The sequence below is a fragment of the Cycloclasticus sp. PY97N genome (assembly GCF_002443175.1).
GTDB classification, from domain to species: domain Bacteria; phylum Pseudomonadota; class Gammaproteobacteria; order Methylococcales; family Cycloclasticaceae; genus Cycloclasticus; species Cycloclasticus pugetii.
Genome location: NZ_CP023664.1, coordinates 1035102 through 1055796 on the forward strand (window position 1 = coordinate 1035102; position 20695 = coordinate 1055796).

The window sequence follows — 20695 nt, forward strand, 5'->3', positions numbered from 1 at the left end:
TCGATGAAAATTAAACGTTTTTTTGCTCCCGATATGCGTGAAGCACTTAAGCTGGTCAAAGAGCAGCTGGGTGCGGATGCGGTTATCCTATCAAATAATAGAGTAGACGGTGGCGTCGAAATTGTGGCGGCTAAGGATTATGATGAGCAAGCCATTCAAGCAGCGGCCGATAAGAAAGAAACGTTGCTAGATGCTAGGTTGGATGAGGAGCTAAAAGATGACAGGGTGTCAATAGACTGGAATGAGCCGCCTAAGCAGGCGTATAGAGAGGACTATACGCCGGGCCACAAAAAACCGGCGCTGAAACAACGGTTAGCTAAACCAAAACCAGCAAAAAATAAACCGGCAGGGGTTGAGCCAACATGGGTTGAAGACCCAGCTATTAAGGCAGTTAAACATGAATTAGACATGATGCGGCATGAGTTTAGAACCGTATTAAACGAATTGTCTTGGTCAGACCGGACGCAACAAAACCCAGTACGAATTGATGTTATTAGACGATTGTTGGATACCGGGTTTTCAAAAAAACTAAGTGTTAAGTTGGCCGAAACGGTTGTTACAGAAACAGAGCTTGAAGAGGCGTGGCTTAATTGCTTAACACTAGCCGCCAATTCACTACCTATCATGGAGAACAAAATACTTGATGACGGTGGTTTAGTCGCTTTAGTGGGCCCTACAGGTGTGGGTAAAACCACCACTATCGCAAAAATTGCTGCACGTTTTAGAATGCGTCATGGGCCTGATTCATTAGCATTAATCACAACAGATAATTTCCGTATTGGGGCTCATGAGCAATTGAGTAATTTTGCTAGAATTTTAGGTGTGCCTATGCGTGTTGCTTCTACCGAAGAGGATTTCCAAGATGCATTAACGGATTTCGTCGATAAACGGTTGGTATTGATCGATACAGCTGGGATGAGTCAACGAGATATTCGGATGACAGAACAGTTCAAATTATTGCAAGACGATAAGTTTGAGATAGATAATTATTTGGTCATTTCGGCGACTACCGAATCTAGGGCTATGCGCGAAGTGATTAAAACGTTTGCAGATGCAGAGCCAAAAGGCTGCATTCTTAGTAAATTGGATGAAACAGATTGCCCTGGCAGTGCACTATCTGCCATTATTGAACAACAAATACCCTTGGGTTTTGTAACAGATGGGCAACGAGTACCTGAAGATCTCCATTACCCATCTGCCAGCGAGCTTATGGCAACGTTTATTGAACCCAGTGAATTATTAGCAGATGAAGAAGATATTGGTTTATCTGTGTTATTAGATGGGTCTTCGCGACATGCGAATGTTTAAAGAAGGCTTGAATCAAGCATCAGGAATGAAACAGATGACAAATAAAAAACCTGTGAGAGTGATTGCAGTAGCCAGTGGTAAAGGTGGGGTGGGTAAAACAAATTTATCTGTAAACCTGGGAATCGCTTTTTGTAAATTAGGCCGAAAAGTTGCGCTGCTTGATGCAGATATGGGGTTAGCCAATGTTGATATTTTGCTGGGGCTGCACCCGGAATTTAATTTAACCCATGTGTTAAGTGGGGAAAAAACGTTAGACGAAATTGTTGTTGAAGGCCCTCAGGGCTTAAAAGTCATTCCAGCCTCATCAGGTGTTCAGCATATGGCAGAAATGGGCACGCTGGAACAAGCTGGGATTATTAATGCGTTCAGCGAATTTCAAGAAGAAATTGATTTATTATTGGTTGATACCGCAGCGGGCATTCATGGCGGTGTGATTAATTTTGCAAGGGCTTGTCAAGAGGTGTTGATTGTTGTTTGTGATGAACCAACGTCATTAACCGATGCGTATGCGTTGATTAAGTTGTTAAACCGTGATCATGGCTTGTCTCGCTTCCATATTATTACCAATATGGTGGAGTCGCTTCAACATGGGAAAATGCTGTACCAAAAGCTCTGTAAAGTCACGGATCAATATCTTGATGTAGCGCTGTATTTTACAGGTGCTGTTCCATTTGATCCAAGTCTCCGTAAGTCAGTTCAAAAACAACAAGCAGTACTTGAGTCTGCGCCAAATAGTCACGCCGCCGTGGCGATTAAAAACCTAGCAAATAAAATCGATCGATGGCCTGTACAACGGGGTGCGGCAGGTTATCTAGAGTTTTTTGTAGAACGGCTTATTCAGGCGAGTTAAATAGGAGAGTTGACGGAGTGAACGGCATTGCGATGTATACCAACCTTCAAGCAAAAACTGCTGGGGAACTGGTTGCTACACATGCGCCTTTAGTTAAACGCATTGCTTATCACTTATTAGCGAAACTACCGGATACTGTTTTAGTAGAAGACCTTATTCAAGCAGGTATGATAGGTTTATTAGAAGCCTCTAATAACTATAAAGATAACTATGGGGCTAGTTTTGCAACGTATGCTGGAATTCGCATACGAGGCGCCATGTTGGATGATGTTAGGCGCACCGATTGGACGCCTAGGTCGGTGCATAGAAAAGCGCGTCAAATTACTGAAGCGATGCGACGTATTGAACAGCAAACTGGGCGAGATGCGCGTGACACAGAAATAGCCGCGCTGCTAGATATCACAATAGAGGAATATCATAAAATATTGCAAGATAGTACATGTTGTCGGTTATTCAGTACCGATGAGATGGAGGGAGAAAGCGACCAAGTCTCTACAGAAAATATTTTAGAAAACATCAATGAAGAAGACTTTAGAGTGGCACTAGCAGGGGCCATTTCTAGCTTGCCGGAAAGAGAGCAAATGGTCGTATCATTGTATTATGATAATGAACTAAATTTAAAAGAAATAGGCAGTGTATTAGGGGTAAGTGAATCACGAGCGTGCCAAATTAATAATCAAGCAATGCTTCGCTTGAAATCACGTTTGGTAAATTATGCGCCCTCATAAGCATCAGGTATTAAGCCTAATAATTAAGACAAGGGAGCTGTATTGATGATTTTTCATTCGATGTTATTCGCCCTAAACCAGGAGAGTGTAATTTGGATATTTTGACCATTTTGGGCGTAATTATTGGCTTTGGTGCTATTTTAGGTGGCAATTTTATGGATGGTGGCCACCTGTCTGCGTTGATTAATGGCCCGGCAGCCTTGATTGTGCTGGGTGGAACCATTGGCGCAGTTTTGCTGCAATCACCCGCAAAAATATTTTTTGGTTCACTTAAGTTATTAAGCTGGGTGCTCTTTCCTCCTAAGCTTAAGCTAAAACAGTCAATCACTAAAATTATTGAATGGAGCGAAATTGCTAGACGCGAAGGGTTACTCGGTCTAGAAGCGGTTGTTGATGATGAAGAAGATGAGTTCGCTAAAAAAGGAATGCAATTATTGGTCGATGGAGCTGAACCAGAAGTAATACGCGATATATTAATGCTTGAATTAGAAGCGCTAGAAGAAAGGCAGTTGCTGAGTGCAAAAGTGTTTGAGTCGATGGGTAGTTATGCACCAACAATCGGCATTATTGGTGCTGTTATGGGTCTTATTCATGTTATGCAAAACTTGTCCGACCCAAGTAAATTAGGAGCTGGTATTGCAACCGCATTTGTTGCAACCATCTATGGTGTAGGCTTAGCTAACTTATTATTTATTCCTATGGCCTCCAAATTAAAAGTTCAAATTCAAGCATACTCGCAATCTCGAGAAATGATGATAGAGGGGATTGCGGCGATAGCCGAAGGTGAAAATCCACGGAATGTTGAGATAAAGCTTCAAGGGTATTTATAGTCAATGGCAAGACGCAAAAAAAAGCTTGAAGAGGTTGAAAACCATGAGAGATGGATGGTTTCTTATGCGGACTTCATTACCCTTTTATTTGCCTTTTTTGTGGTGATGTATTCGGTCTCGTCGGTGAATGAAGGGAAATATAGAGTGTTATCAAGCACTTTAGATGGCGCTTTTAAAGGTCAGCCTAGAACCATGAATCCAATAGAAATTGGCGATGTGCTGCAAAATAAAGCGCTGATTGAAAGGCTGATGGAGCTGGAAGGAGGGGGCGATAAAATGATTCCTGAGCTATTTTCTGAGGCCAAACCACAACAAACAGCTAAAATTGTTGATAGTGACATTGACAGTGATCAAACAATAAGTGAAGCGAAAGTCTTAGGCCAGTTAGCCGACAATTTGGAGTCTGGTTTGTCCCCACTAATAGATAGTGACCTTGTGTCGGTTAAAAAAAATGACCTTTGGGTCGAAATTGAATTGAACAGCAAAATGTTATTTGGAAGTGGTAATGCGAGCTTGTCTGATGAAGCGTTAAGAGTCTTATGGCAGGTCGCCAAGCCAATTAGAAAATTAAATAATACGGTGCAAGTAGAAGGATACACGGATAATATTCCGATAAATTCATTTGAATACCCTTCTAATTGGGAATTATCTGCCGCACGCTCAGCCAGTGTTGTTCATTTATTGACTAAATATGGGATCGATCCGCAACGTTTGGCGGCGGTTGGTTATGGCGAACACCACCCAGTTGAGGATAACCGAACCCCAGAAGGGCGTGAAAGGAATAGACGAGTGGTTATTGTGGTTCAATCGAATGCTATTTCACGTTTTGCAGAAAAAAGAAAATCAGCGCAGGCGGTTATTGAAGAGCCTATGGTTGTTGAAAAGAAAGCGGTCGAATTGCAAGAAGCGATTGAGTTGCCAATGGGTAATGTGAGTGAACCAAATGAATCGACAGCTGAAAAAATAGAGAAGCTTGAGAAAGCCAAAAATAGTCGGTTTAATAAATTTTTGAATTAATATATGGGTTAGTAAAGATGGCCGGTATAAATAAAATAACACCAAGTAGAGCTGTTCGTCCTGTTAAGCCGAACAATAAAAATAAACCAGACGCTCAAACAAATAAAAAAATTGAAAAGCAACGACCAAAAGATACTGAGGATGACTCAGTGCCTAAACATATAGACGAAAGGGTTTGATGGAATTTTATATACCTATAGTTGTTACCGCGCTGCTGTTGGCGGTGGTGATGCTGTTTTTTCTAACCTATAAACAATGGTGTAGAACTAAAGCACTGGAGTCTACAGTTAGCCACCTTGGTAAGAAACTTAACACGGTTCAACATGATATTTCAGCCCTTTGTGCGAGTGGTTTAGGTGTTGATGAGCGCGTGGGTGGGGCAGAGCGGCGTGTTCGTAGTTTAATGGGCCGTATAGAAGAATTAGAAGAAAGCGATACGTTTGAGCACTTACAAGAGTTCCAAGGTGCGATAGAGTTGGCGCAAAAAGGGGCTAGCGCTGATGAAATTGTTGAAAAGTGCCACCTAACAGTTGATGAAGCCAGTTTACTGATTCGCTTACATAAGGCTTAGTCTGGTTGCCCTGTATAGTTGTCTGGTACTTTACCGGATAGTAAATAAGCAAAGGCAATGACTTCTGCAACGGCTATATAAAGTGCTTCGGGAATTTCATCTCCGAGAGGAATACTACTGAGTATTTTGACTAATTCTGGGTTGTGATCAAAGGGGATGTCATTAGCAATAGCAAGGTCAATAATGTCCTGTGCAAGATCACCCCTACCTTTTGCGGTTATAGTAGGTGCATGTTGGCCGTCGTATTTTAAAGCAATGGCAATATCAGCAGGGTTTACTATGTCAGTCATTAGGCCTTCTCACTTAAAATAGATTCGCTAGGTTTGTTGTTTTGCATTATCGGGCCTGGCCCTTCTTGTAACTGAATACTATCGGTCTTTAAGTTGGCGCGGTTAAGTTGTTCTTTGAAGGTATTTAAGTGACGATCAATTAGCTGCCGTGTTTCGAGTTGTTCTGCCCAAAAATGACTGCTGATTTGATGGTTTTGAAGTGTGAGTTTGTTTTTAATGAGGCCTAATTTTGGAGGGTTCATTTCAAGCGAAACGACCCATTGAGGGTTCGTCTCATTCGTTTTTTTACGAGAGGGGTCTTCTTGTTCAATTTTTAGAAAAACAGACTCCGTAGCTTGTTGGTTTAGAAACGGAATTTCAATTTGCCATGTTTGGCGACCGGTACTGTTATCGATATTGCTGCTTGCCAGTTGGTTTAGCGTTATTTTAGAAAGCGCACCTTCTGTTTTATTGAGTAAGGCCTTTATTTGTTGGTCGAATAATTGCGCTGCGCTTGCCTGTTGTGTCATAACGGTAGGTTTTACTGAGGACGATGGTGCCGCTTCTTGCGTTAGTCTTTGTGGCTGCGCTTTTTGTTGGCTTGCTGTGGAGTTTGGCCAGGCATTCAATAATTGTATGAGTTTAATAAGGTTTGCCTTTATATCAACGCGAGAGAGCTCAGTAGATTGTTGGTTTAATGCTTTAGTGGCTAAATGTTCGAGTGGAAGCTGATGTCTGGTTGTTGCGTTATCAGAATGGTTTTTTAAAGCGGCTTTATTGTCCAACAGCATTTTTTGTAAGGTTGGTTCTAAAAACACACCTGAGTGCTGGACTGCGTCTTTTAGTCCCGCAGCTGTTGTTATATTTTTTTGCTTGGGCAAGGTGTGAATAATATTATTGGCTAAACGCCGAAGCTGAAGTAATTGCAGCGCCAGTTCTTTTGACTGAGTCAGCGCTGATTGAACTGTTTGCTTATTAATCCCAGCAAGCACTTCGCCGAGTGGCTGATGGAAATCACTGACGGGAGTTTGTTTTGGAAGTAAGTGTCGTAAGCTTAACGGTATTTGTTGATTGGCTTGTGGTGGCTGTTTAACGTTTAGGATCAGTTCAGTAGGGGTTCTGTCGACTATCACGTTAATCGTTTGACCAACAGTGACGGGAATATTTGTTTTTACCGCTATCAGTTGATTACCCAAACGGATAATAACGTCATGCTTATTGGCTAATTGATCGACTATTTTTACTTGTAAGGGTTGACCGGTTTGGAGCTTGTCTATAATTAAAGCTGTCTCCCTAGTTGCTGTTGTTACGTGGGTTGGGAGGCTAGGTATTTCCAATGAAGCTAGTGGCTATTTAATTGAAAAGTTGTTTGACGATAGTCAGTTCTTCTTGCGCATTTTCCAACACATCAAGCGAATCGTTAGGGTCTCGGAGCAACTTGGTCAGCCGATTATAAGCAGGTACAGAAGATGCTTCTGGGTAGTGACTTTTGTGAGGGGTGTTTTTAAAACTGAGTAATTGGGCAACAATGACTAAGTCCGTATAGTTAGCGGGTTGATCATTTTTGCGCTCCCAGTTTTCAGCATTAACGGCTAACTCAACGAAGTCTTCAGTGAAATTCCACTTTTCTAATACCATCTTGCCGATAACAGGGGAGAGCTTTTCAAGCGTCTGTTGTACTTCGGTTTTGTTATGTATTAAATTTGGGTGTTTGTCTGCATGAGTTAAAATAGGTATGGATCCGATATCGTGTATCAAGCCGGCTAACATAGCCTTGTCAGTATCAAATCCCTTAAGCTTTTTTGCCATGACAGCGCAAATTCCTGAGACATCTCGGCTATGTAACCATAACGCTGAGATCAAATCCTTTACGTCTTTTGTTTTAGCTGTGAAAACCATCCTCATGGTAAAAGTGGTAATGAGGTTGCTGATGGCTTTTATTCCTAATCGAGTGATCGCAAGCGGGAGGGCTTCGATTTTTTCTCGTCCCCTAAATAAGGGACTATTTGCAACTTTGATTAGCTGAGCGGTAATAGCGGGGTCTTGTTGGGTGATTTTTGCAATCGTGTCTGACGTTGCATGAGGGTCTGTGATAGCAGCGCGAACTTTTACCGCCGTTTCTGGAATAGATGGCAATATTAGTTTACCCGCTTGCATTTCTTGGGTAACTTCAAAGTAAAGTTGGTTATACAGTAAGGAGTCCTGACTATTATCAAGAATCTCAACGTTGTTATTGGGCAGGACCTCGTTTAATAAATCATCTAATGTGTTGCGCTTAACAGATAAAACGGTGACATCTCCAAGTGCAACGGCTGTGGCTTGGTGAGGAGATGTATTATCAATGGGAAAGCGGGCTTCCATTTGACCACCTTCTATAATTCTTTCTTTTTTGTTACTAAACGTTAGCTGTATTTTACCTTCTAATAAGTAAGTTTGTTTGTCATCACTACTACCCTCAGAAAACAATATGCTATTGGAATCATATTGTTCCGTTTTCACCATTTCTTTAAGTTGCTGCTTGCTATTATCAGAGAAGTTTCTGATAGGAAATAAGGTGTTAACTTCTTCGTTTGTTAAGCTTCTAATGGACATTTTTTATACTGCTTTTTTAAACTGCTTTGTAAGTTATGATTTGAGTTAAAATTATCATTAATCACCAATCATCCTATTATTCAGTTAAATATAGCCCTTTCTATGCCCTTATGACAATTAAAATACAAAAAATAAAGACAATTAATGAACTCATTACTGAGGGCGCTAATTTATTTGCTGATGCAGGGCTTTATTTTGGCCATGGGACAGATAATACACTAGATGAAGCCAGTTATATTGTGCTGGGCATCACAAAGAATTTACCGTTAGATAATGAGCAGATATTATCGTCAGAGGTGAGTGTTGATGAACAGCAAAAAGTTTTAGATGCTTTTGAGCGTAGAATAGTAGAAAGAATTCCTGCTGCCTATTTAGTGGGTGAAGCGTGGTTTGCTGGCCTACCTTTTTTTGTTGATAATAATGTTCTTGTCCCTCGTTCGCCATTCGCAGAACTTATTGAAGACCGGTTTGCTCCTTGGGTGGATAGCTCAAAAATAAATAGTATTCTAGATTTATGTACCGGTAGCGGTTGCATAGGGATTGCTAGTGCGTTTAGCTTTCCTGAGGCAAAGGTTGATTTGGCTGATATTTCAGCGTTGGCGTTAAATGTCGCTAATAAAAATATACAGCGGCATAAGCTTGCAGACAGGGTAGAGGCTATAGAGTCAGATTTATTTGAAGGCTTGGCGAATCGGCAATATGATCTGATTATTAGTAACCCGCCATATGTTGGCCATGAGGAGCTTTCTAATTTACCTGACGAGTTTTATAAAGAACCTCAACTTGGTTTGGATGGTGGAGTATCGGGTTTAGAATTGGTGCATAACATTCTTGTGAAGGCTCCAGAATATTTAAAAGAAGGTGGGGTGCTTTATGTTGAAGTTGGAAACACAGATGAGGCTTTGCAACAATGTTACCCAGTAGTCCCCTTTCTATGGCAAGAGTTTGAGTATGGTGGACATGGTGTTTTCATGTTAACGAAAGAACAATTATTAAAATATCACACGCTATTTCAAGCTAAACTAGCGTAATTAATTAACAGTAATAATACGAATATGTCAGGAAATTCAATAGGAAAAATTTTTACAGTGACTAGTTTTGGAGAAAGTCATGGTCCGGCTATTGGCTGTATTGTAGATGGCTGTCCTCCGGGCTTAGAGCTATGCGAGGCAGACTTACAAGGTGATCTTGATTTAAGAAAACCTGGTACATCAAGACACACAACACAACGACGTGAAGCTGATGAAGTAAAAATTTTATCGGGTGTGTTCGAGGGGAAAACAACAGGGACTTCTATTGGGCTGTTGATACAAAATACAGACCAGCGTTCTAAGGACTATTCGAATATCAAAGAAACCTTTAGACCTGGGCATGCAGATTATAGCTACCAGCATAAGTATGGTTTTCGTGACTATCGTGGTGGTGGGCGTTCTTCTGCCCGTGAAACGGCAATGAGGGTAGCCGCTGGCGGTATTGCAAAAAAATATTTGCGAGAGAAATTTGGTGTTGAAATTAAAGGGTATTTGGCTCAATTAGGACCAATTAAAATTGATGTGGTTGATATGGCCTATGTCCATGAAAATCCATTTTTTTGTCCAGATCCCAGTAAAGTAGGTGAATTAGAAAACTATATGGATGCATTGAGAAAATCAGGCGATTCTGTTGGTGCACGGGTCAATGTTAGTGCAACAGGTGTCCCTGTAGGGTTGGGTGAGCCGATTTTTGATCGCCTTGATGCCGAACTGGCGCATGCTTTAATGAGTATTAATGCCGTCAAAGGTGTTGAAATTGGAGGGGGCTTTGGCTGTGTGGAGGCGCTAGGTACGGCGTTTCGAGATGAAATAACGCCAGAAGGGTTCCTCAGTAATCATGCCGGCGGTATTTTAGGAGGTATTTCTACTGGTCAGGCGATTTCGGCCAGTATCGCCTTGAAACCCACATCCAGTTTACGAATTCCTGGTCAGTCTGTCGATATACATGGGCAGCCCATAGAAGTTGTTACTAAAGGACGACATGATCCTTGTGTAGGCATTAGAGCAACCCCCATTGCAGAAGCGATGATGGCCATTACGTTAATGGATCATATGCTAAGACACACAGGACAAAACAGTGATGTGAAATCAGCGGCACCTATTATTCCAGCGGGAGACAGCTCGTTATAGTGTTCACTAATAGTCTGGCATAAGGTTTATTTCGTTGGCTAATCAAAAATTGCCTTATTGGCGGTTATCTGGGTTCTATTTTTTTTATTTTGCATCCTTAGGTGCGCTGACGCCGTATTTAGGCCTGTATTTAAATTCTATTGGCTATATGGCTGTGCAAGTAGGTTTGGTTTTTGCTGTGATGCAGGGAACTAAGCTGGTTTCGCCGAGTATTTTAGCTTGGATATCTTCAGGGTTTAATGACCGAATGAGACTGATCCAGTTGGCCTCTTTTGTATCCGCGGCGGCTTATACCTGTGTGCTATTTGAGCAAGAATTTGTTGCTATCTTGTTGATATTTTTTGTTTTTAGTTTTTTTTGGAATGCCATGTTGCCGCAGTTTGAGGCAGTGACATTAACTAAATTGGCGCAGCGAACAAACCTATATAGCGGAATAAGGTTATGGGGTTCGGTGGGGTTTGTTGTGACGGTGTTGGGTGTTGGCTATGTGCTGACAGTCATCGGTTTAGATGAATGGCCGCTCTTGGTCAGTCTGTGCTTGGTGATGATTTTTTTATCTAGCTTGCTGCTGAGTGAGAAAGGGCGAAAAAAACATCCAACAAAGGGACCTACGATTTATTCCATTTTGAGCAAAAAGGCAATAGTCGCATTTTTTATGGTGGTTTTTTTAATGCAAGCCTCACATGGAGCCTATTACGCATTTTTTTCGATATTACTCGATAAACTAGATTACAACGAAACTGAAATAGGCCTGTTATGGTCGTTAGGCGTCTTTGCTGAAATTGCGATATTTATCATAATTCAGAAGCTTTTTCATCATCTTCAATTACGGTTTGTTTTATTGTTAAGTATTTTTTTAACCATTATTAGATGGTTAATTATTGCTTGGCTAGCAGAAAGTTTGGTCGCGCTGTTAGTGGCGCAACTATTACATGCCGCATCTTTTGGCTCATTTCATGTTGTTTGCATACAGTTAACACATCACTACTTTAAAGGTGCGGCGCAAGATAAAGGCCAGGCTTTATATACGAGTATTGGTTATGGGGCAGGTGGCATGTTTGGTGGGCTGCTAGCGGGCTTTCTTTGGGATGGGTTTGGTTCGCAATGGGTATTTACTATGGCCTCTTTCTTGAGTGCAATAGCTTTTTTTGTTGCATGGAACTGGGTGGAACGAGGTAATTCTGAGGACTTAGCAGCCACAGGCGAAGGCATTAGTTCTGTCTAATTAAGCGCTGATATGATTTCAACAGATGAACAAATAAACTAGCAGTTAGTTTATGCTTATATGTGTTATTGATAGAGGCTTTATAAACAACTATTATCGTCAGTACTGCTTGAATCTTCAACTAGTTGTACACGGTAAAGGGCTTCTTTTATGGGGCTTATCTACATGATTTAATATGGACGAGCGAAATAGGGGTATTCATCATGCAATCATCAGGTTCTAAAAAATTAACGATTGGGATCTCTTCAATGGCATTATTTGATTTAGTCGAATCGAATAAAGTGTTTGAAACAGAAGGCAAAGCAGCGTACTGCGCTTATCAAATTGCTAGGGAGGATGAGAGTTTAAACCCCGGGGTGGCTTACCCTTTGGTGAAAAAGCTTTTGGGCTTGAACAAGCGATTACCTGAGGCATCAGTTGAGGTGATTTTATTATCAAGAAATAGCGCCGATACTGGACTTAGGGTATTTAACTCAATACGCGAACATGATTTAGATATAAAGCGTGCTGCTTTTACCAGTGGTAATAGCCCGTTTGGTTATATCTCAGCCTTTGAAGTGGACTTGTTTCTCTCAACCTCTCCAGAAGATGTACGTAAGGCGTTGGAGGTAGGGCATGCTGCAGCGACTATTTTGTCCGGTAAAGGCACGGATGCTGCTAATGATCAGTTACGGATAGCCTTTGATGGCGATGCGGTTATTTTTTCTGATGAATCGGAGAGAATATATAAGGAAAAAGGGCTGGATGCGTTTACTGAAAATGAGCAGGTATCAGCTAAAGAACCGATGTCTGGCGGTCCCTTTAAATCCTTTTTATCTGCCTTACATAATTTACAAAGTCAGTTTGCTGAAGAAATATCCCCTGTTCGCACAGCGTTGGTAACGGCTCGTTCAGCGCCAGCCCACGAGCGTGTTGTTCGAACGCTTCGTTCTTGGGATATTAGAATTGATGAGGCGCTTTTTTTAGGTGGGCTAGCAAAAGGTGAGTTTTTAAAATCATTTGGTGCTGATATTTTCTTTGATGATCAAGCAGCGCACTGCGAGTCTGCTCAACTACACGTTGCTACTGGACATGTGCCTCATGGCGTGGCAAATGAAGATTAGTTGTTAAGGTCAAAGTCAAAACGCATGATGTCGGAGGGTTCTTGTAAGAAATAGCCCTGTACTGCGTCAATACCAAGGTTCCAAAGCAGCGCGAGTGTATTTGCATTCTCAACCGACTTTGCAATTGTTTTTACGTTATTTCTGCGAGTGACTTGAATAAGATCTTTAATGGTTTGTTGTGACTCTTCATTGTTAAGTAAGTTTTGACTAAACGTACCGTCTATTTTTAAGTAATCAACATGGTACTCTTTTAATATGCTGTCAGTGATTTGACTAAAACCAATCTGGTCAAAAGCGATTTGACAACCACACTCTTTTTTAATGACGGTGATGAAATTCTTTAAAACAGTGGGTTCAATTTTTACATCGGAAAAGCTGATTTGGAAAACCAATAAACTGGCATCTATATTATAGAACTTTAATTCACTCACAAGCGTTTCTATGAACGGTGTATTTCGGTAGGTAATATTAGAGATAGAAATAAAGAATTTTCTTTTAATCCCTTGGCGAGAGGCTTCTTTGATTTGTTCTAGGGTGCTTTTCAATACCCACTCATCAAGCTGGCTGATTAAGCCGGTTTTTTCGGCTGTTAAAATAAAATGATCGGGTGGGATATGTGCATTCTTGCTATCAAGAATCCTAAGTAGCACCGCATAATTTTCAGTTTTTTTCTGGGATAGTTCCACAATGGGTTGGTATAACGGGTGAAGTCTGTCTTGTTCTAAAGCAGATTGTATCAAATGCGTGTTTTTTGCCTCATCGATGATAACGGTTAAGGGTGTCGTGACAGAATCAAAGACATGAATTTGGTTGCCACCATGAGAACTGGCTTTGTCACAGGCTTTATCAGCCTGTGAGGTGAGTTGTTTAGAGGTGGTGACTCGCGGGTCAATAAAACTAACACCAATACTTAAGGTTAATTTAATGTATTGGCTATCATCCCCAAAGAGGGTGTTGTTAACTTGGGTTAGTATTTTTTGACAGCTTAACAAAAACTCAGAGCGCCCAAGCTCATCTGAAAACAAGGTGAAGACAGCATCACCATAGCGCGCAAGAATATCATTTTGCGAGCAGGTTTCGTTAATCGTGCGGCTTAGGGAGCGAATAACGTCGTCGGTATAATTAATACCATGCTGTTCTCGAATAGTACGGAAGTCATCAATCAGAATAATGGCCAGCGAGCCATGTGCTTCTTCACTGGCTATCTCTTTATCAATATATTCAGTCACAAATCTTTTGTTGTACAAGCCAGTTTCATGGTCAAAGGTTCGTAGGTCGGTGAAGCCTTTTTCTACGCTACTCCATGCATCTGGGTTATGAACCAGGATTTGTGTGCAAAGCTGCTCTTTAACAAAGCAATGCGTCTTATAGAGAGTGGTGACAAATGAGTCGCCATCTCGAGTTTGTATAAGAACCGATAAGACGGTTTCATCGGGTAACGATTCTAGCGACGTATTGAAGTTTCTTTTAGGCAGGTTGCCACGCACAGGGCATGATGTTGGGCTACTGAACTCCATGACGGGTGTGCAAATAATGTTCTCATCATCAGGAATGTTAAAAATACGTTTATAGGCTGAGTTGGTCGCCCAATATTGCCCATCGTAGATAAGCGCGACACCGTCTTCGGTATGTTTTAGAAAAGACTCGAATCGGTAAGATTCATTTTTAAACTGTGAATTAACCTGGTGTAATAAATATTTATTATGTTGTAGGGTTACTTCACGGGCGATAGATTTAGCGACCAAAAGAACAGGGTTAAAGCTGCGAATATCGATAATGTTGTTAGCATCGTAACGCTTGACTTCATCACTGCTTAAGTGTTTTTCTGTCAATAAAATAACGGGGAAGTGAAGAAAGTATTGTTTTACTTTTCGTATTAAATCTTCGTTTTTTGAGTCATCGTCGTTTAGTTTTACAACAACTAAGTTCGCATCAGCGTATGATTCAGATTTTAGGCGGCTAGCAGTTGTTGGCGTTAAAACAACATCGGTTTTAGTTGTGTTCAATGCAAGCTCTAAAGCCATACTTTCTTTTGTTGAAAAACCAACAGTTAATACAGTCCGCTTAGTCATCTTTCAGCCAATTATTAGATTACTGCTTACCATAATCTAGATCTGATTCTTTTAACACTGTGTAATGGTTAAAAACTTGATTTGTTTCTATTAGTTTATCAAGGCGGTAAGTGTTAAGGGTGTCCTTTGTTTTTAAGATGATGCTTTTAGCTGTATTGTTTAGTAATAGAGGGGTGATAATTGAGTCTGGTTGATGAATACTAGGAATGCCTTGGAGGAAAATAGCCGGTTTAGGGGGGAGTTCCTTATTATGGAACTTGATATTGGCAATTTTAAGATTAGGCGACATCATTTCTACACCAACAGAAATATCGCCGTCCTCAAGTTTATTGATACGCCTAATGATGGCGAGTTGAAGGGGCCCAGTTTTTGTTTGGATGCCAATAAGGTCATTTGCGTTTAAAAGGGCTTGGTTATTAGCAGCAATTTGAAACCTTAGCCCTTGTAAGCTGATATCGTTCATTGTTGCCTCCATTGAGTGACCTTTTTCACCTGGCTTTATAAGGTTTTTAGTCCAAATGCTGTTTGCAGACAGTGAGTTTTCGGCGGAAGCTTTAAGCGCTTTGTTTACGTCGGTATCATTTATTGTATGTTGGCTTTTGTAGCGTTCCTCTATTGGTATTAAGTGTAGGTTATCTATACCGAAGTCGTGACGAGGTTTTGTTGTTTGAGCGGGTTTTTTGCCAAAGTAATCGGGATTTTGTTTAAGAACCAACGCCCTAATAACACTGTCGAAACCAGGGTAAACGGTTAACTCCTCAGTTTGTTCATACCTCGGTGATTGTCGGCTTTGTTGAGTGCTCCAGCTAGGTAATAGTTGCTGGATTACTTTTTTTGACAAAATAGGTTTCTCAGGAGTCATTGAAATAGTGACCTGTCTTTCTGGGGCGACAAGTTGATCACTTTGTATGAATTGAACAAGAAGCTTATTGTCTATAAAACGGCATTGATCATGCTCTTTTAAAGTCGCCACATGGGAAATCGGTTTAGATGATGAAAGGTCAATATAAAAGCTTGTTGATACCTCTTGGTTTGAGGACATTGTTATATTATTAGCTTGCAAGGATAAAATACGTTGGATCGTTTTGATATCACCTTGTCTAAACCGGTTAGGGCGAGCTAACTTAAAAAAATGAATTTTCTTGAATTCATTTTCTATCGTAGTGTGGCTGTTACCGTTTACTTTAAGGTAATCAAGTTGATGTACTTGCAAGTCTTCAGCGAGAGTAAATAAGGCGTTGAGCGCATTCCAAAAGCCAGCGTCAGTGGGTTTGTAAACTAGGGACTCAAAAAACTGAATAATACCCAGTAGCTCTACGGCCCTATGGATAATAAGGCCCTTTTGGTGTTTAGAAAAAATAGGAGTATCGTCACCGCTCTCATCAGCGCTGTTTTTAGCAAAGTATGCGGAGCATATAATATTTTGATAAACAGCTTGGGCGTTTGTTAAAACCTTTAATGTTTGTGTTGAAAGCTCAGCCTGCTTTTGGCTTAACGGTAACTTGGTTCCCTCTGTTGCTTTAAGGTAGAGAGTTGTTAGTTTTATAACATAAGGGCTAACTACCTCAGAAATTTTGAATTCAGTGTAGGGGGCAACGGTCGTTGATAATAGCCCTTGCGTTGCTGTCAACATCATTCCTGCTGTCGATGCGGCGTCTAAGATCGGCAAGTCGTCTACCCACTCTTGGCAGGATCTTGTATTAGGCTCAAAAGGCAAATCTACGTGAGATTTAGTTACGACAGGCCCAATTCTATCCGTGAATTTTTTGTGCATATCCATGTGGTGTTTCTTAAGTCAGTATTTATTTAAAGTGTGTTTTAAATCATTGTTTATAAGTTAGGTTTGATTATGCGCCTTATTTTAAGGAAAGTTAATATTTGTAGATAATAATGTTTTATAAGGCTTGCCGGCTTCTTCGCGTACCAGCTTAGGTACTAAATAACCTGGGAGTTTTTTTTGAAGGTGTTGGTATACATCAAACACATGCTCCATCTGTGTGTCGAAATGCATAGCACCGTTTACCTTGTCAAGAACGTGTAAGTAATAGGGAAGGGTGTCGCAGTGGAATAGACGGTGGCTTAACTTAGTTAAGGTTTTTGCATTATCATTTATGCCCCGTAATAATACCGTTTGATTGAGTAAAGTAAGCCCCGCTTTTTTTATAGCAAACAAAGTGTTAGAAACACTATCATCTAACTCGTTTGGGTGGTTGGCGTGAATAACCATAATGACTTTTTTATTTGTTGAGGAAAGTATTTCCAATAATTTTTTGCTTATCCGGCTAGGCAACACAATGGGTATTCTTGAATGAATTCGAATACGCTCAATTTGTGGCAGCTGCTCAAACAAGTCAAATAAGTGCTGAAGTCTGGTATCACTTAGCGTTAACGGGTCGCCACCACTGAGAATGACCTCGGTTACCTCTGGGTGTTCAATGAGGTACTGTTTAATAGAGTCAAGCTGTGAGCGGTTTGCACTATTGTCAGTATATGGAAACTCACGACGAAAACAGTAACGACAATGTATTGCGCAGGCCCCCGTGCTAACCAGTAAAATACGACCATAATATTTATGTAACAAGCCGGGCAAGACACTGGCTTGGCTGTCACCAACTGGGTCATTTAAATAATCTGGGTTTGTTAAAAGCTCACTAGGGTCGGGGAGAACTTGCCGAAGCAGCGGATCATCCCAATCAGACTTTTTAATGCGCTGTGCGTAACTTTTTGTGACCAGAAGTGGAAAATCTTTAGCTGCTTCAGTATGAAGGCTAAGGTCGTCAATATTAAGGTTTAAAAAACACAATAAGTCATTGATGTTTGTAAAGGCCGATTGGAGTTCTTGCTGCCAGCTCGGAATTAAAGAAGTTTTTTCTGTGTTCATCATATTAGCCATTATAATGACCATTAATTGAAGAACTTTATAATTTAACTATATTAATTAACGAGAATTTACATGGCCACTTACAGTACAAATGAATTTAAAGGCGGATTAAAAATTATGTTGGATAATTCGCCATGCACGATTGTTGAAAATGAATTCGTGAGACCCGGTAAGGGGCCTGCGTTTAGTCGAGTAAAGATTCGTAATTTAAAAACAGGTAGGGTCATTGACCGCACGTTTAAGTCGGGCGAAACCGTTGAAGCGGCTGACGTAATGGAAACTGAAATGTCTTACTTATATAACGATGGGGATTTTTGGTACTTCATGGATGATGAAACGTTCGAACAAGTATCCGGTGATGCAACCGCAGTTGGCGATGCTGCAAAGTGGATAAAAGAACAAGATAAATGTATTGTGACTTTATGGAATGGGGCGCCTTTATTGGTATCGGCACCAAATTTTGTAGAGCTTGAAGTGACCGACACCGACCCTGGCTTAAAAGGCGATACTTCTGGCGGTGGTGGTAAGCCCGCAACATTAGAAACAGGTGCAGTTGTTCGAATTCCTTTATTTGTGCAAATTGGCGAAGTGATTAAGGTTGATACTCGCACAGGCGAATACACTTCACGTGTGAAAAACTAGTTTTTAATTGACTGACCTTAACAATAAGCAATGGCCGCCGACTTGTTCAGCGGCTTTATTGCATCAGCGTGCCGAGCTTTATCGAACGATCAGGGCTTTCTTTATAGAAAAAGCTGTTCTGGAAGTCGAAACGCCGGTGCTGTCAGCAGCAGCAAGTTGTGATATTAATTTAGATAGTTTTTGTACGGCCCTGTCGGCGTCTCAAAAACTGTACTTGCAAACGTCACCTGAATTTGCCATGAAGCGTTTGCTGGCTGCGGGCTCGGGTTCTATTTATCAAATAGCAAAATCATTTAGACAGTCTGAACGGGGGCGTTTTCATAACCCTGAGTTTACGTTACTAGAATGGTATCGAGTGGGTTTTAAGCTGGCTGATTTAATCAATGAAATGGTTGAGTTGTTGATGCTCTGTTTCGGGCAAAATTTGGCGTATAGAACGGTCACGTACCAACAACTATTTCAGCAATTAACCGGGTTAAACCCTCATCAGCTTACCTACAGTGATTTAATGGCCTATGCGACTACGCAAGGCAACCCAGAGGCGAGTGATATTTGTGGCGGGAAGTTATCCAACGGCCTAGATTACGTATTCAGTCAATATGTTCAGCCGAAGCTTAAAAAAGACCTTGTTTATTTTGTAACCGATTACCCTGAATGCATGGCGATGTTAGCCCAATTAGATGAAGGCCCGCCCGTGACCGCAAAGCGTTTTGAGGTGTACTTTAATAATGTGGAGTTAGCGAATGGTTATGAGGAGCTAACCGATGCTGCTGAACAAGCTAGGCGCTTTCGAGATGAGTTAACACAAAGAGAGCAAGGTGGCTTAGATGGTTTGCCGATGGACAAAAATTTATTAGCCGCGCTTGCACATGGAATGCCCGAATGTTCAGGCGTTGCCTTGGGCTTAGATAGGCTGTTGATGTTAATGACAGGCGCGAACGCCATTGATGATGTTTTAACGTTTCCGATTGATCGAGCTTAATTGTCTATCGTGTAAATAAGATAAGGTGAGCAGGGCAGTGATGGCGCCAATTAGTGCAAACATCATGTCTGACTGTGTATCCCAAATGTAGCCTTGTGTGCCTAAGAAAGCGTCTGCGCTTTTGCCTGACGCTAATGCAATCCACCACTCAATTAACTCATAAAATGCACTCACGGCTAAGCACACGCAGATGACAAAAAAATTCATCCAGCGTGATGACGTTATAACATCTTGTCGTATGATAATTTCCCGAGTAATAATCGCTGGGGTGATGCCTTGAACAAAGTGCCCAAGTTTATCGTAATTGTTTCTTTCTGAGCCCATTAGCTCAGCCAAGGCATCAAAAAGAGGGACTTCAGCATAAGTATAGTGAGCACCAACCATTAAAATGACAGCGTGTATCAAGATTAATAGGTAGGCCAGCGTGGTGAGTGGGAAGGTCTTGCGGGTAAAGGTTAAAATTATTAACGCAATAATTGCCGGAAGGGCCTCAAGTAACCATGTTAGGGCATCATTGGGTGCTATGGCAGACCATAGTAATGTGCTGAAAAAAATAAAAAGCCAAGCCGATGTGTAAACCGTGTTGGTTTTCAATTTGCTTGTTTACTTATTAATTTTAGCGATCACTTGCCCGTATTGAACGGCGTCCCCTGCTGCTAAATTTTCAGCCCATGTGACCTTGTCTTTTCCATATAACATAACGATGGTTGAGCCCATATTAAAACGAGCCATTTCATCATTCTTTTTATATTGTTGCTTGTTATCGCTATATTGCCATTGACGAATTTGATTGTGGCGAGGCGGGGTAACCTCTCCATACCAAACAGTTTCAATACTCGACACAAAAATAGCACCAACCATGACCATCGCCATAGGGCCAGCAGGGGTATCAAAAAAAGCAATAACCCGTTCGTTACGGGCAAATAATTCATCTATTGCTTCAACAGTGGTTTGGTTAACGCTGAACAGTTCCCCGGGTACGTGTACCATTTTTTTGAGTGTTCCATCGACAGGGAAGTGGATGCGGTGATAATCTTTAGGGGATAAATAAACCGTGGTGAATTGGCCGTCTTCAAATTCGCTGCTTAGGCTGTCATTACCCAACAAAGCAGACAGGTTAAATGATTTGCCTTTTGCTTGAAATAATTCGCCGTTTTCTATGCTGCCCATTTGGCTGATGGTGCCGTCGACAGGGCAGGCAATCGTTGTATCGTCGTGCTCTAGGGGACGTGCATCTTCACGTAATTGACGGGTAAAAAAGGCATTAAAACTTTCGTAGGCTTCTGGATCTGGTTGTGCTGCCTCAGACATGTTGACGCCAAACTGTTTAATAACAGTATTGATGATAAATTGCTTTACCCAAGGCGTTTTACAACGGGCGAGTTTATGCATTAAGGCCGATAAACTATGCTTTGGCAAAATGTGCTGAAGGAGTATAAAGAGTTTATCCATGTTAAATACCG

The 20695-nt window shown here is 41.2% G+C and carries 21 protein-coding genes; 13 read left to right on the forward strand and 8 right to left on the reverse strand.

From position 1 onward, the window contains the following. Positions 1–3 precede the first annotated feature (3 nt). From flhF to CPC19_RS05215, 7 genes are all read left to right on the forward strand, one after another. Positions 4–1308 carry a flagellar biosynthesis protein FlhF gene (flhF, locus tag CPC19_RS05190; RefSeq protein ID WP_016390019.1) on the forward strand — a complete coding sequence of 435 codons (1305 nt, stop codon included), beginning with the start codon at positions 4–6 and terminating at the stop codon, positions 1306–1308. Continuing rightward, positions 1301–2158, forward strand: coding sequence for a MinD/ParA family protein (locus CPC19_RS05195; protein ID WP_015006339.1), 858 nt, complete (start codon positions 1301–1303; stop codon positions 2156–2158). Before flhF ends, CPC19_RS05195 begins: the two co-directional genes overlap by 8 nt. Positions 2159–2190: 32 nt before the next feature. Next, entirely contained in the window at positions 2191–2886 is a 696-nt protein-coding gene (locus CPC19_RS05200) for an RNA polymerase sigma factor FliA (protein ID WP_198003986.1), read from the forward strand. Positions 2887–2978: 92 nt separating this feature from the next. After that, positions 2979–3716 (forward strand): flagellar motor protein, encoded by a 738-nt coding sequence (locus CPC19_RS05205; RefSeq protein WP_016390021.1) that lies wholly within the window; start codon positions 2979–2981, stop codon positions 3714–3716. 3 nt (positions 3717–3719) lie between these two features. Continuing rightward, positions 3720–4733 carry a flagellar motor protein MotD gene (gene motD, locus CPC19_RS05210; RefSeq protein WP_015006336.1) on the forward strand — a complete coding sequence of 338 codons (1014 nt, stop codon included), beginning with the start codon at positions 3720–3722 and terminating at the stop codon, positions 4731–4733. Positions 4734–4750: 17 nt separating this feature from the next. After that, entirely contained in the window at positions 4751–4912 is a 162-nt protein-coding gene (locus CPC19_RS11880; protein WP_015006335.1) for a hypothetical protein, read from the forward strand. After that, on the forward strand, positions 4912–5304 hold the full coding sequence (locus CPC19_RS05215; RefSeq protein WP_015006334.1) for a DUF2802 domain-containing protein: 393 nt from the start codon (positions 4912–4914) through the stop codon (positions 5302–5304). The genes CPC19_RS11880 and CPC19_RS05215 overlap by 1 nt, the downstream gene beginning before the upstream one ends. On the opposite strand, the gene CPC19_RS05220 is transcribed toward CPC19_RS05215, so the two are convergent. From CPC19_RS05220 to CPC19_RS05230, 3 genes are read right to left on the reverse strand one after another with little or no spacing between them, the layout of a single operon-like run. Beyond that, entirely contained in the window at positions 5301–5594 is a 294-nt protein-coding gene (locus CPC19_RS05220; RefSeq protein ID WP_016390022.1) for an EscU/YscU/HrcU family type III secretion system export apparatus switch protein, read from the reverse strand. The genes CPC19_RS05215 and CPC19_RS05220 overlap by 4 nt on opposite strands. Further along, the gene (locus tag CPC19_RS05225) at positions 5594–6910 is read right to left on the reverse strand and encodes a flagellar hook-length control protein FliK (RefSeq protein ID WP_015006332.1); all 1317 of its coding nucleotides are present in this window, start codon (positions 6908–6910) and stop codon (positions 5594–5596) included. Before CPC19_RS05225 ends, CPC19_RS05220 begins: the two co-directional genes overlap by 1 nt. A 16-nt stretch (positions 6911–6926) precedes the next feature. Further along, entirely contained in the window at positions 6927–8165 is a 1239-nt protein-coding gene (locus CPC19_RS05230) for an HDOD domain-containing protein (protein WP_015006331.1), read from the reverse strand. A gap of 110 nt (positions 8166–8275) precedes the next feature. On the opposite strand from CPC19_RS05230, the gene prmB reads away from it, so the two are divergent. The 4 genes from prmB (at position 8276) to CPC19_RS05250 (ending at position 12655) form a co-directional block, all read left to right on the forward strand. Then, positions 8276–9196 (forward strand): 50S ribosomal protein L3 N(5)-glutamine methyltransferase, encoded by a 921-nt coding sequence (gene prmB / locus CPC19_RS05235; protein ID WP_016390023.1) that lies wholly within the window; start codon positions 8276–8278, stop codon positions 9194–9196. 24 nt (positions 9197–9220) lie between these two features. Beyond that, positions 9221–10327: a chorismate synthase gene (aroC, locus tag CPC19_RS05240; RefSeq protein WP_035850507.1), complete on the forward strand. Its 1107-nt coding sequence runs from the start codon at positions 9221–9223 to the stop codon at positions 10325–10327. A gap of 34 nt (positions 10328–10361) precedes the next feature. After that, positions 10362–11552, forward strand: a complete 1191-nt coding sequence (locus CPC19_RS05245; RefSeq protein WP_015006328.1) for an MFS transporter — start codon at positions 10362–10364, stop codon at positions 11550–11552. Positions 11553–11755: 203 nt separating this feature from the next. After that, the gene (locus tag CPC19_RS05250; RefSeq protein WP_015006327.1) at positions 11756–12655 is read left to right on the forward strand and encodes a 5'-nucleotidase; all 900 of its coding nucleotides are present in this window, start codon (positions 11756–11758) and stop codon (positions 12653–12655) included. Here CPC19_RS05250 and CPC19_RS05255 read toward each other — a convergent pair. From CPC19_RS05255 to epmB, 3 genes are all read right to left on the reverse strand, one after another. After that, positions 12652–14727, reverse strand: a complete 2076-nt coding sequence (locus CPC19_RS05255) for an EAL domain-containing protein (protein WP_016390025.1) — start codon at positions 14725–14727, stop codon at positions 12652–12654. The two genes, CPC19_RS05250 and CPC19_RS05255, sit on opposite strands and share 4 nt — an antisense overlap. A 19-nt stretch (positions 14728–14746) precedes the next feature. Continuing rightward, on the reverse strand, positions 14747–16507 hold the full coding sequence (locus CPC19_RS05260) for a hypothetical protein (RefSeq protein ID WP_016390026.1): 1761 nt from the start codon (positions 16505–16507) through the stop codon (positions 14747–14749). 81 nt (positions 16508–16588) lie between these two features. After that, positions 16589–17620, reverse strand: a complete 1032-nt coding sequence (gene epmB / locus CPC19_RS05265; RefSeq protein WP_016390027.1) for an EF-P beta-lysylation protein EpmB — start codon at positions 17618–17620, stop codon at positions 16589–16591. Positions 17621–17680: 60 nt separating this feature from the next. Here epmB and efp point away from each other — a divergent pair, with 60 nt between their 5' ends. Both efp and epmA read left to right on the forward strand, forming a co-directional pair. Next, on the forward strand, positions 17681–18250 hold the full coding sequence (gene efp / locus CPC19_RS05270) for an elongation factor P (RefSeq protein ID WP_015006323.1): 570 nt from the start codon (positions 17681–17683) through the stop codon (positions 18248–18250). A gap of 7 nt (positions 18251–18257) precedes the next feature. Next, positions 18258–19232, forward strand: a complete 975-nt coding sequence (gene epmA, locus CPC19_RS05275) for an EF-P lysine aminoacylase EpmA (protein ID WP_016390028.1) — start codon at positions 18258–18260, stop codon at positions 19230–19232. Here epmA and CPC19_RS05280 read toward each other — a convergent pair. Continuing rightward, positions 19206–19826 carry a DUF2238 domain-containing protein gene (locus tag CPC19_RS05280; protein ID WP_016390029.1) on the reverse strand — a complete coding sequence of 207 codons (621 nt, stop codon included), beginning with the start codon at positions 19824–19826 and terminating at the stop codon, positions 19206–19208. The genes epmA and CPC19_RS05280 overlap by 27 nt on opposite strands. Positions 19827–19835: 9 nt before the next feature. Continuing rightward, positions 19836–20684 carry an archaetidylserine decarboxylase gene (gene asd, locus CPC19_RS05285; RefSeq protein ID WP_096910745.1) on the reverse strand — a complete coding sequence of 283 codons (849 nt, stop codon included), beginning with the start codon at positions 20682–20684 and terminating at the stop codon, positions 19836–19838. Between the last annotated feature and the right edge of the window lie 11 nt (positions 20685–20695).

What these genes read in the sequence shown, in the direction of transcription:
- flhF (WP_016390019.1), top strand. Translation starts at nt 4, where the DNA reads ATGAAAATTAAACGTTTTTTTGCTCCCGATATGCGTGAAGCACTTAAG.
- CPC19_RS05195 (WP_015006339.1), top strand. Translation starts at nt 1,301, where the DNA reads ATGTTTAAAGAAGGCTTGAATCAAGCATCAGGAATGAAACAGATGACA.
- CPC19_RS05200 (WP_198003986.1), top strand. Translation starts at nt 2,191, where the DNA reads ATGTATACCAACCTTCAAGCAAAAACTGCTGGGGAACTGGTTGCTACA.
- motD (WP_015006336.1), top strand. Translation starts at nt 3,720, where the DNA reads ATGGCAAGACGCAAAAAAAAGCTTGAAGAGGTTGAAAACCATGAGAGA.
- CPC19_RS11880 (WP_015006335.1), top strand. Translation starts at nt 4,751, where the DNA reads ATGGCCGGTATAAATAAAATAACACCAAGTAGAGCTGTTCGTCCTGTT.
- CPC19_RS05215 (WP_015006334.1), top strand. Translation starts at nt 4,912, where the DNA reads ATGGAATTTTATATACCTATAGTTGTTACCGCGCTGCTGTTGGCGGTG.
- CPC19_RS05220 (WP_016390022.1), bottom strand. Translation starts at nt 5,594, where the DNA reads ATGACTGACATAGTAAACCCTGCTGATATTGCCATTGCTTTAAAATAC.
- CPC19_RS05230 (WP_015006331.1), bottom strand. Translation starts at nt 8,165, where the DNA reads ATGTCCATTAGAAGCTTAACAAACGAAGAAGTTAACACCTTATTTCCT.
- prmB (WP_016390023.1), top strand. Translation starts at nt 8,276, where the DNA reads ATGACAATTAAAATACAAAAAATAAAGACAATTAATGAACTCATTACT.
- aroC (WP_035850507.1), top strand. Translation starts at nt 9,221, where the DNA reads ATGTCAGGAAATTCAATAGGAAAAATTTTTACAGTGACTAGTTTTGGA.
- CPC19_RS05250 (WP_015006327.1), top strand. Translation starts at nt 11,756, where the DNA reads ATGCAATCATCAGGTTCTAAAAAATTAACGATTGGGATCTCTTCAATG.
- CPC19_RS05255 (WP_016390025.1), bottom strand. Translation starts at nt 14,727, where the DNA reads ATGACTAAGCGGACTGTATTAACTGTTGGTTTTTCAACAAAAGAAAGT.
- CPC19_RS05260 (WP_016390026.1), bottom strand. Translation starts at nt 16,507, where the DNA reads ATGGATATGCACAAAAAATTCACGGATAGAATTGGGCCTGTCGTAACT.
- epmB (WP_016390027.1), bottom strand. Translation starts at nt 17,620, where the DNA reads ATGGCTAATATGATGAACACAGAAAAAACTTCTTTAATTCCGAGCTGG.
- efp (WP_015006323.1), top strand. Translation starts at nt 17,681, where the DNA reads ATGGCCACTTACAGTACAAATGAATTTAAAGGCGGATTAAAAATTATG.
- asd (WP_096910745.1), bottom strand. Translation starts at nt 20,684, where the DNA reads ATGGATAAACTCTTTATACTCCTTCAGCACATTTTGCCAAAGCATAGT.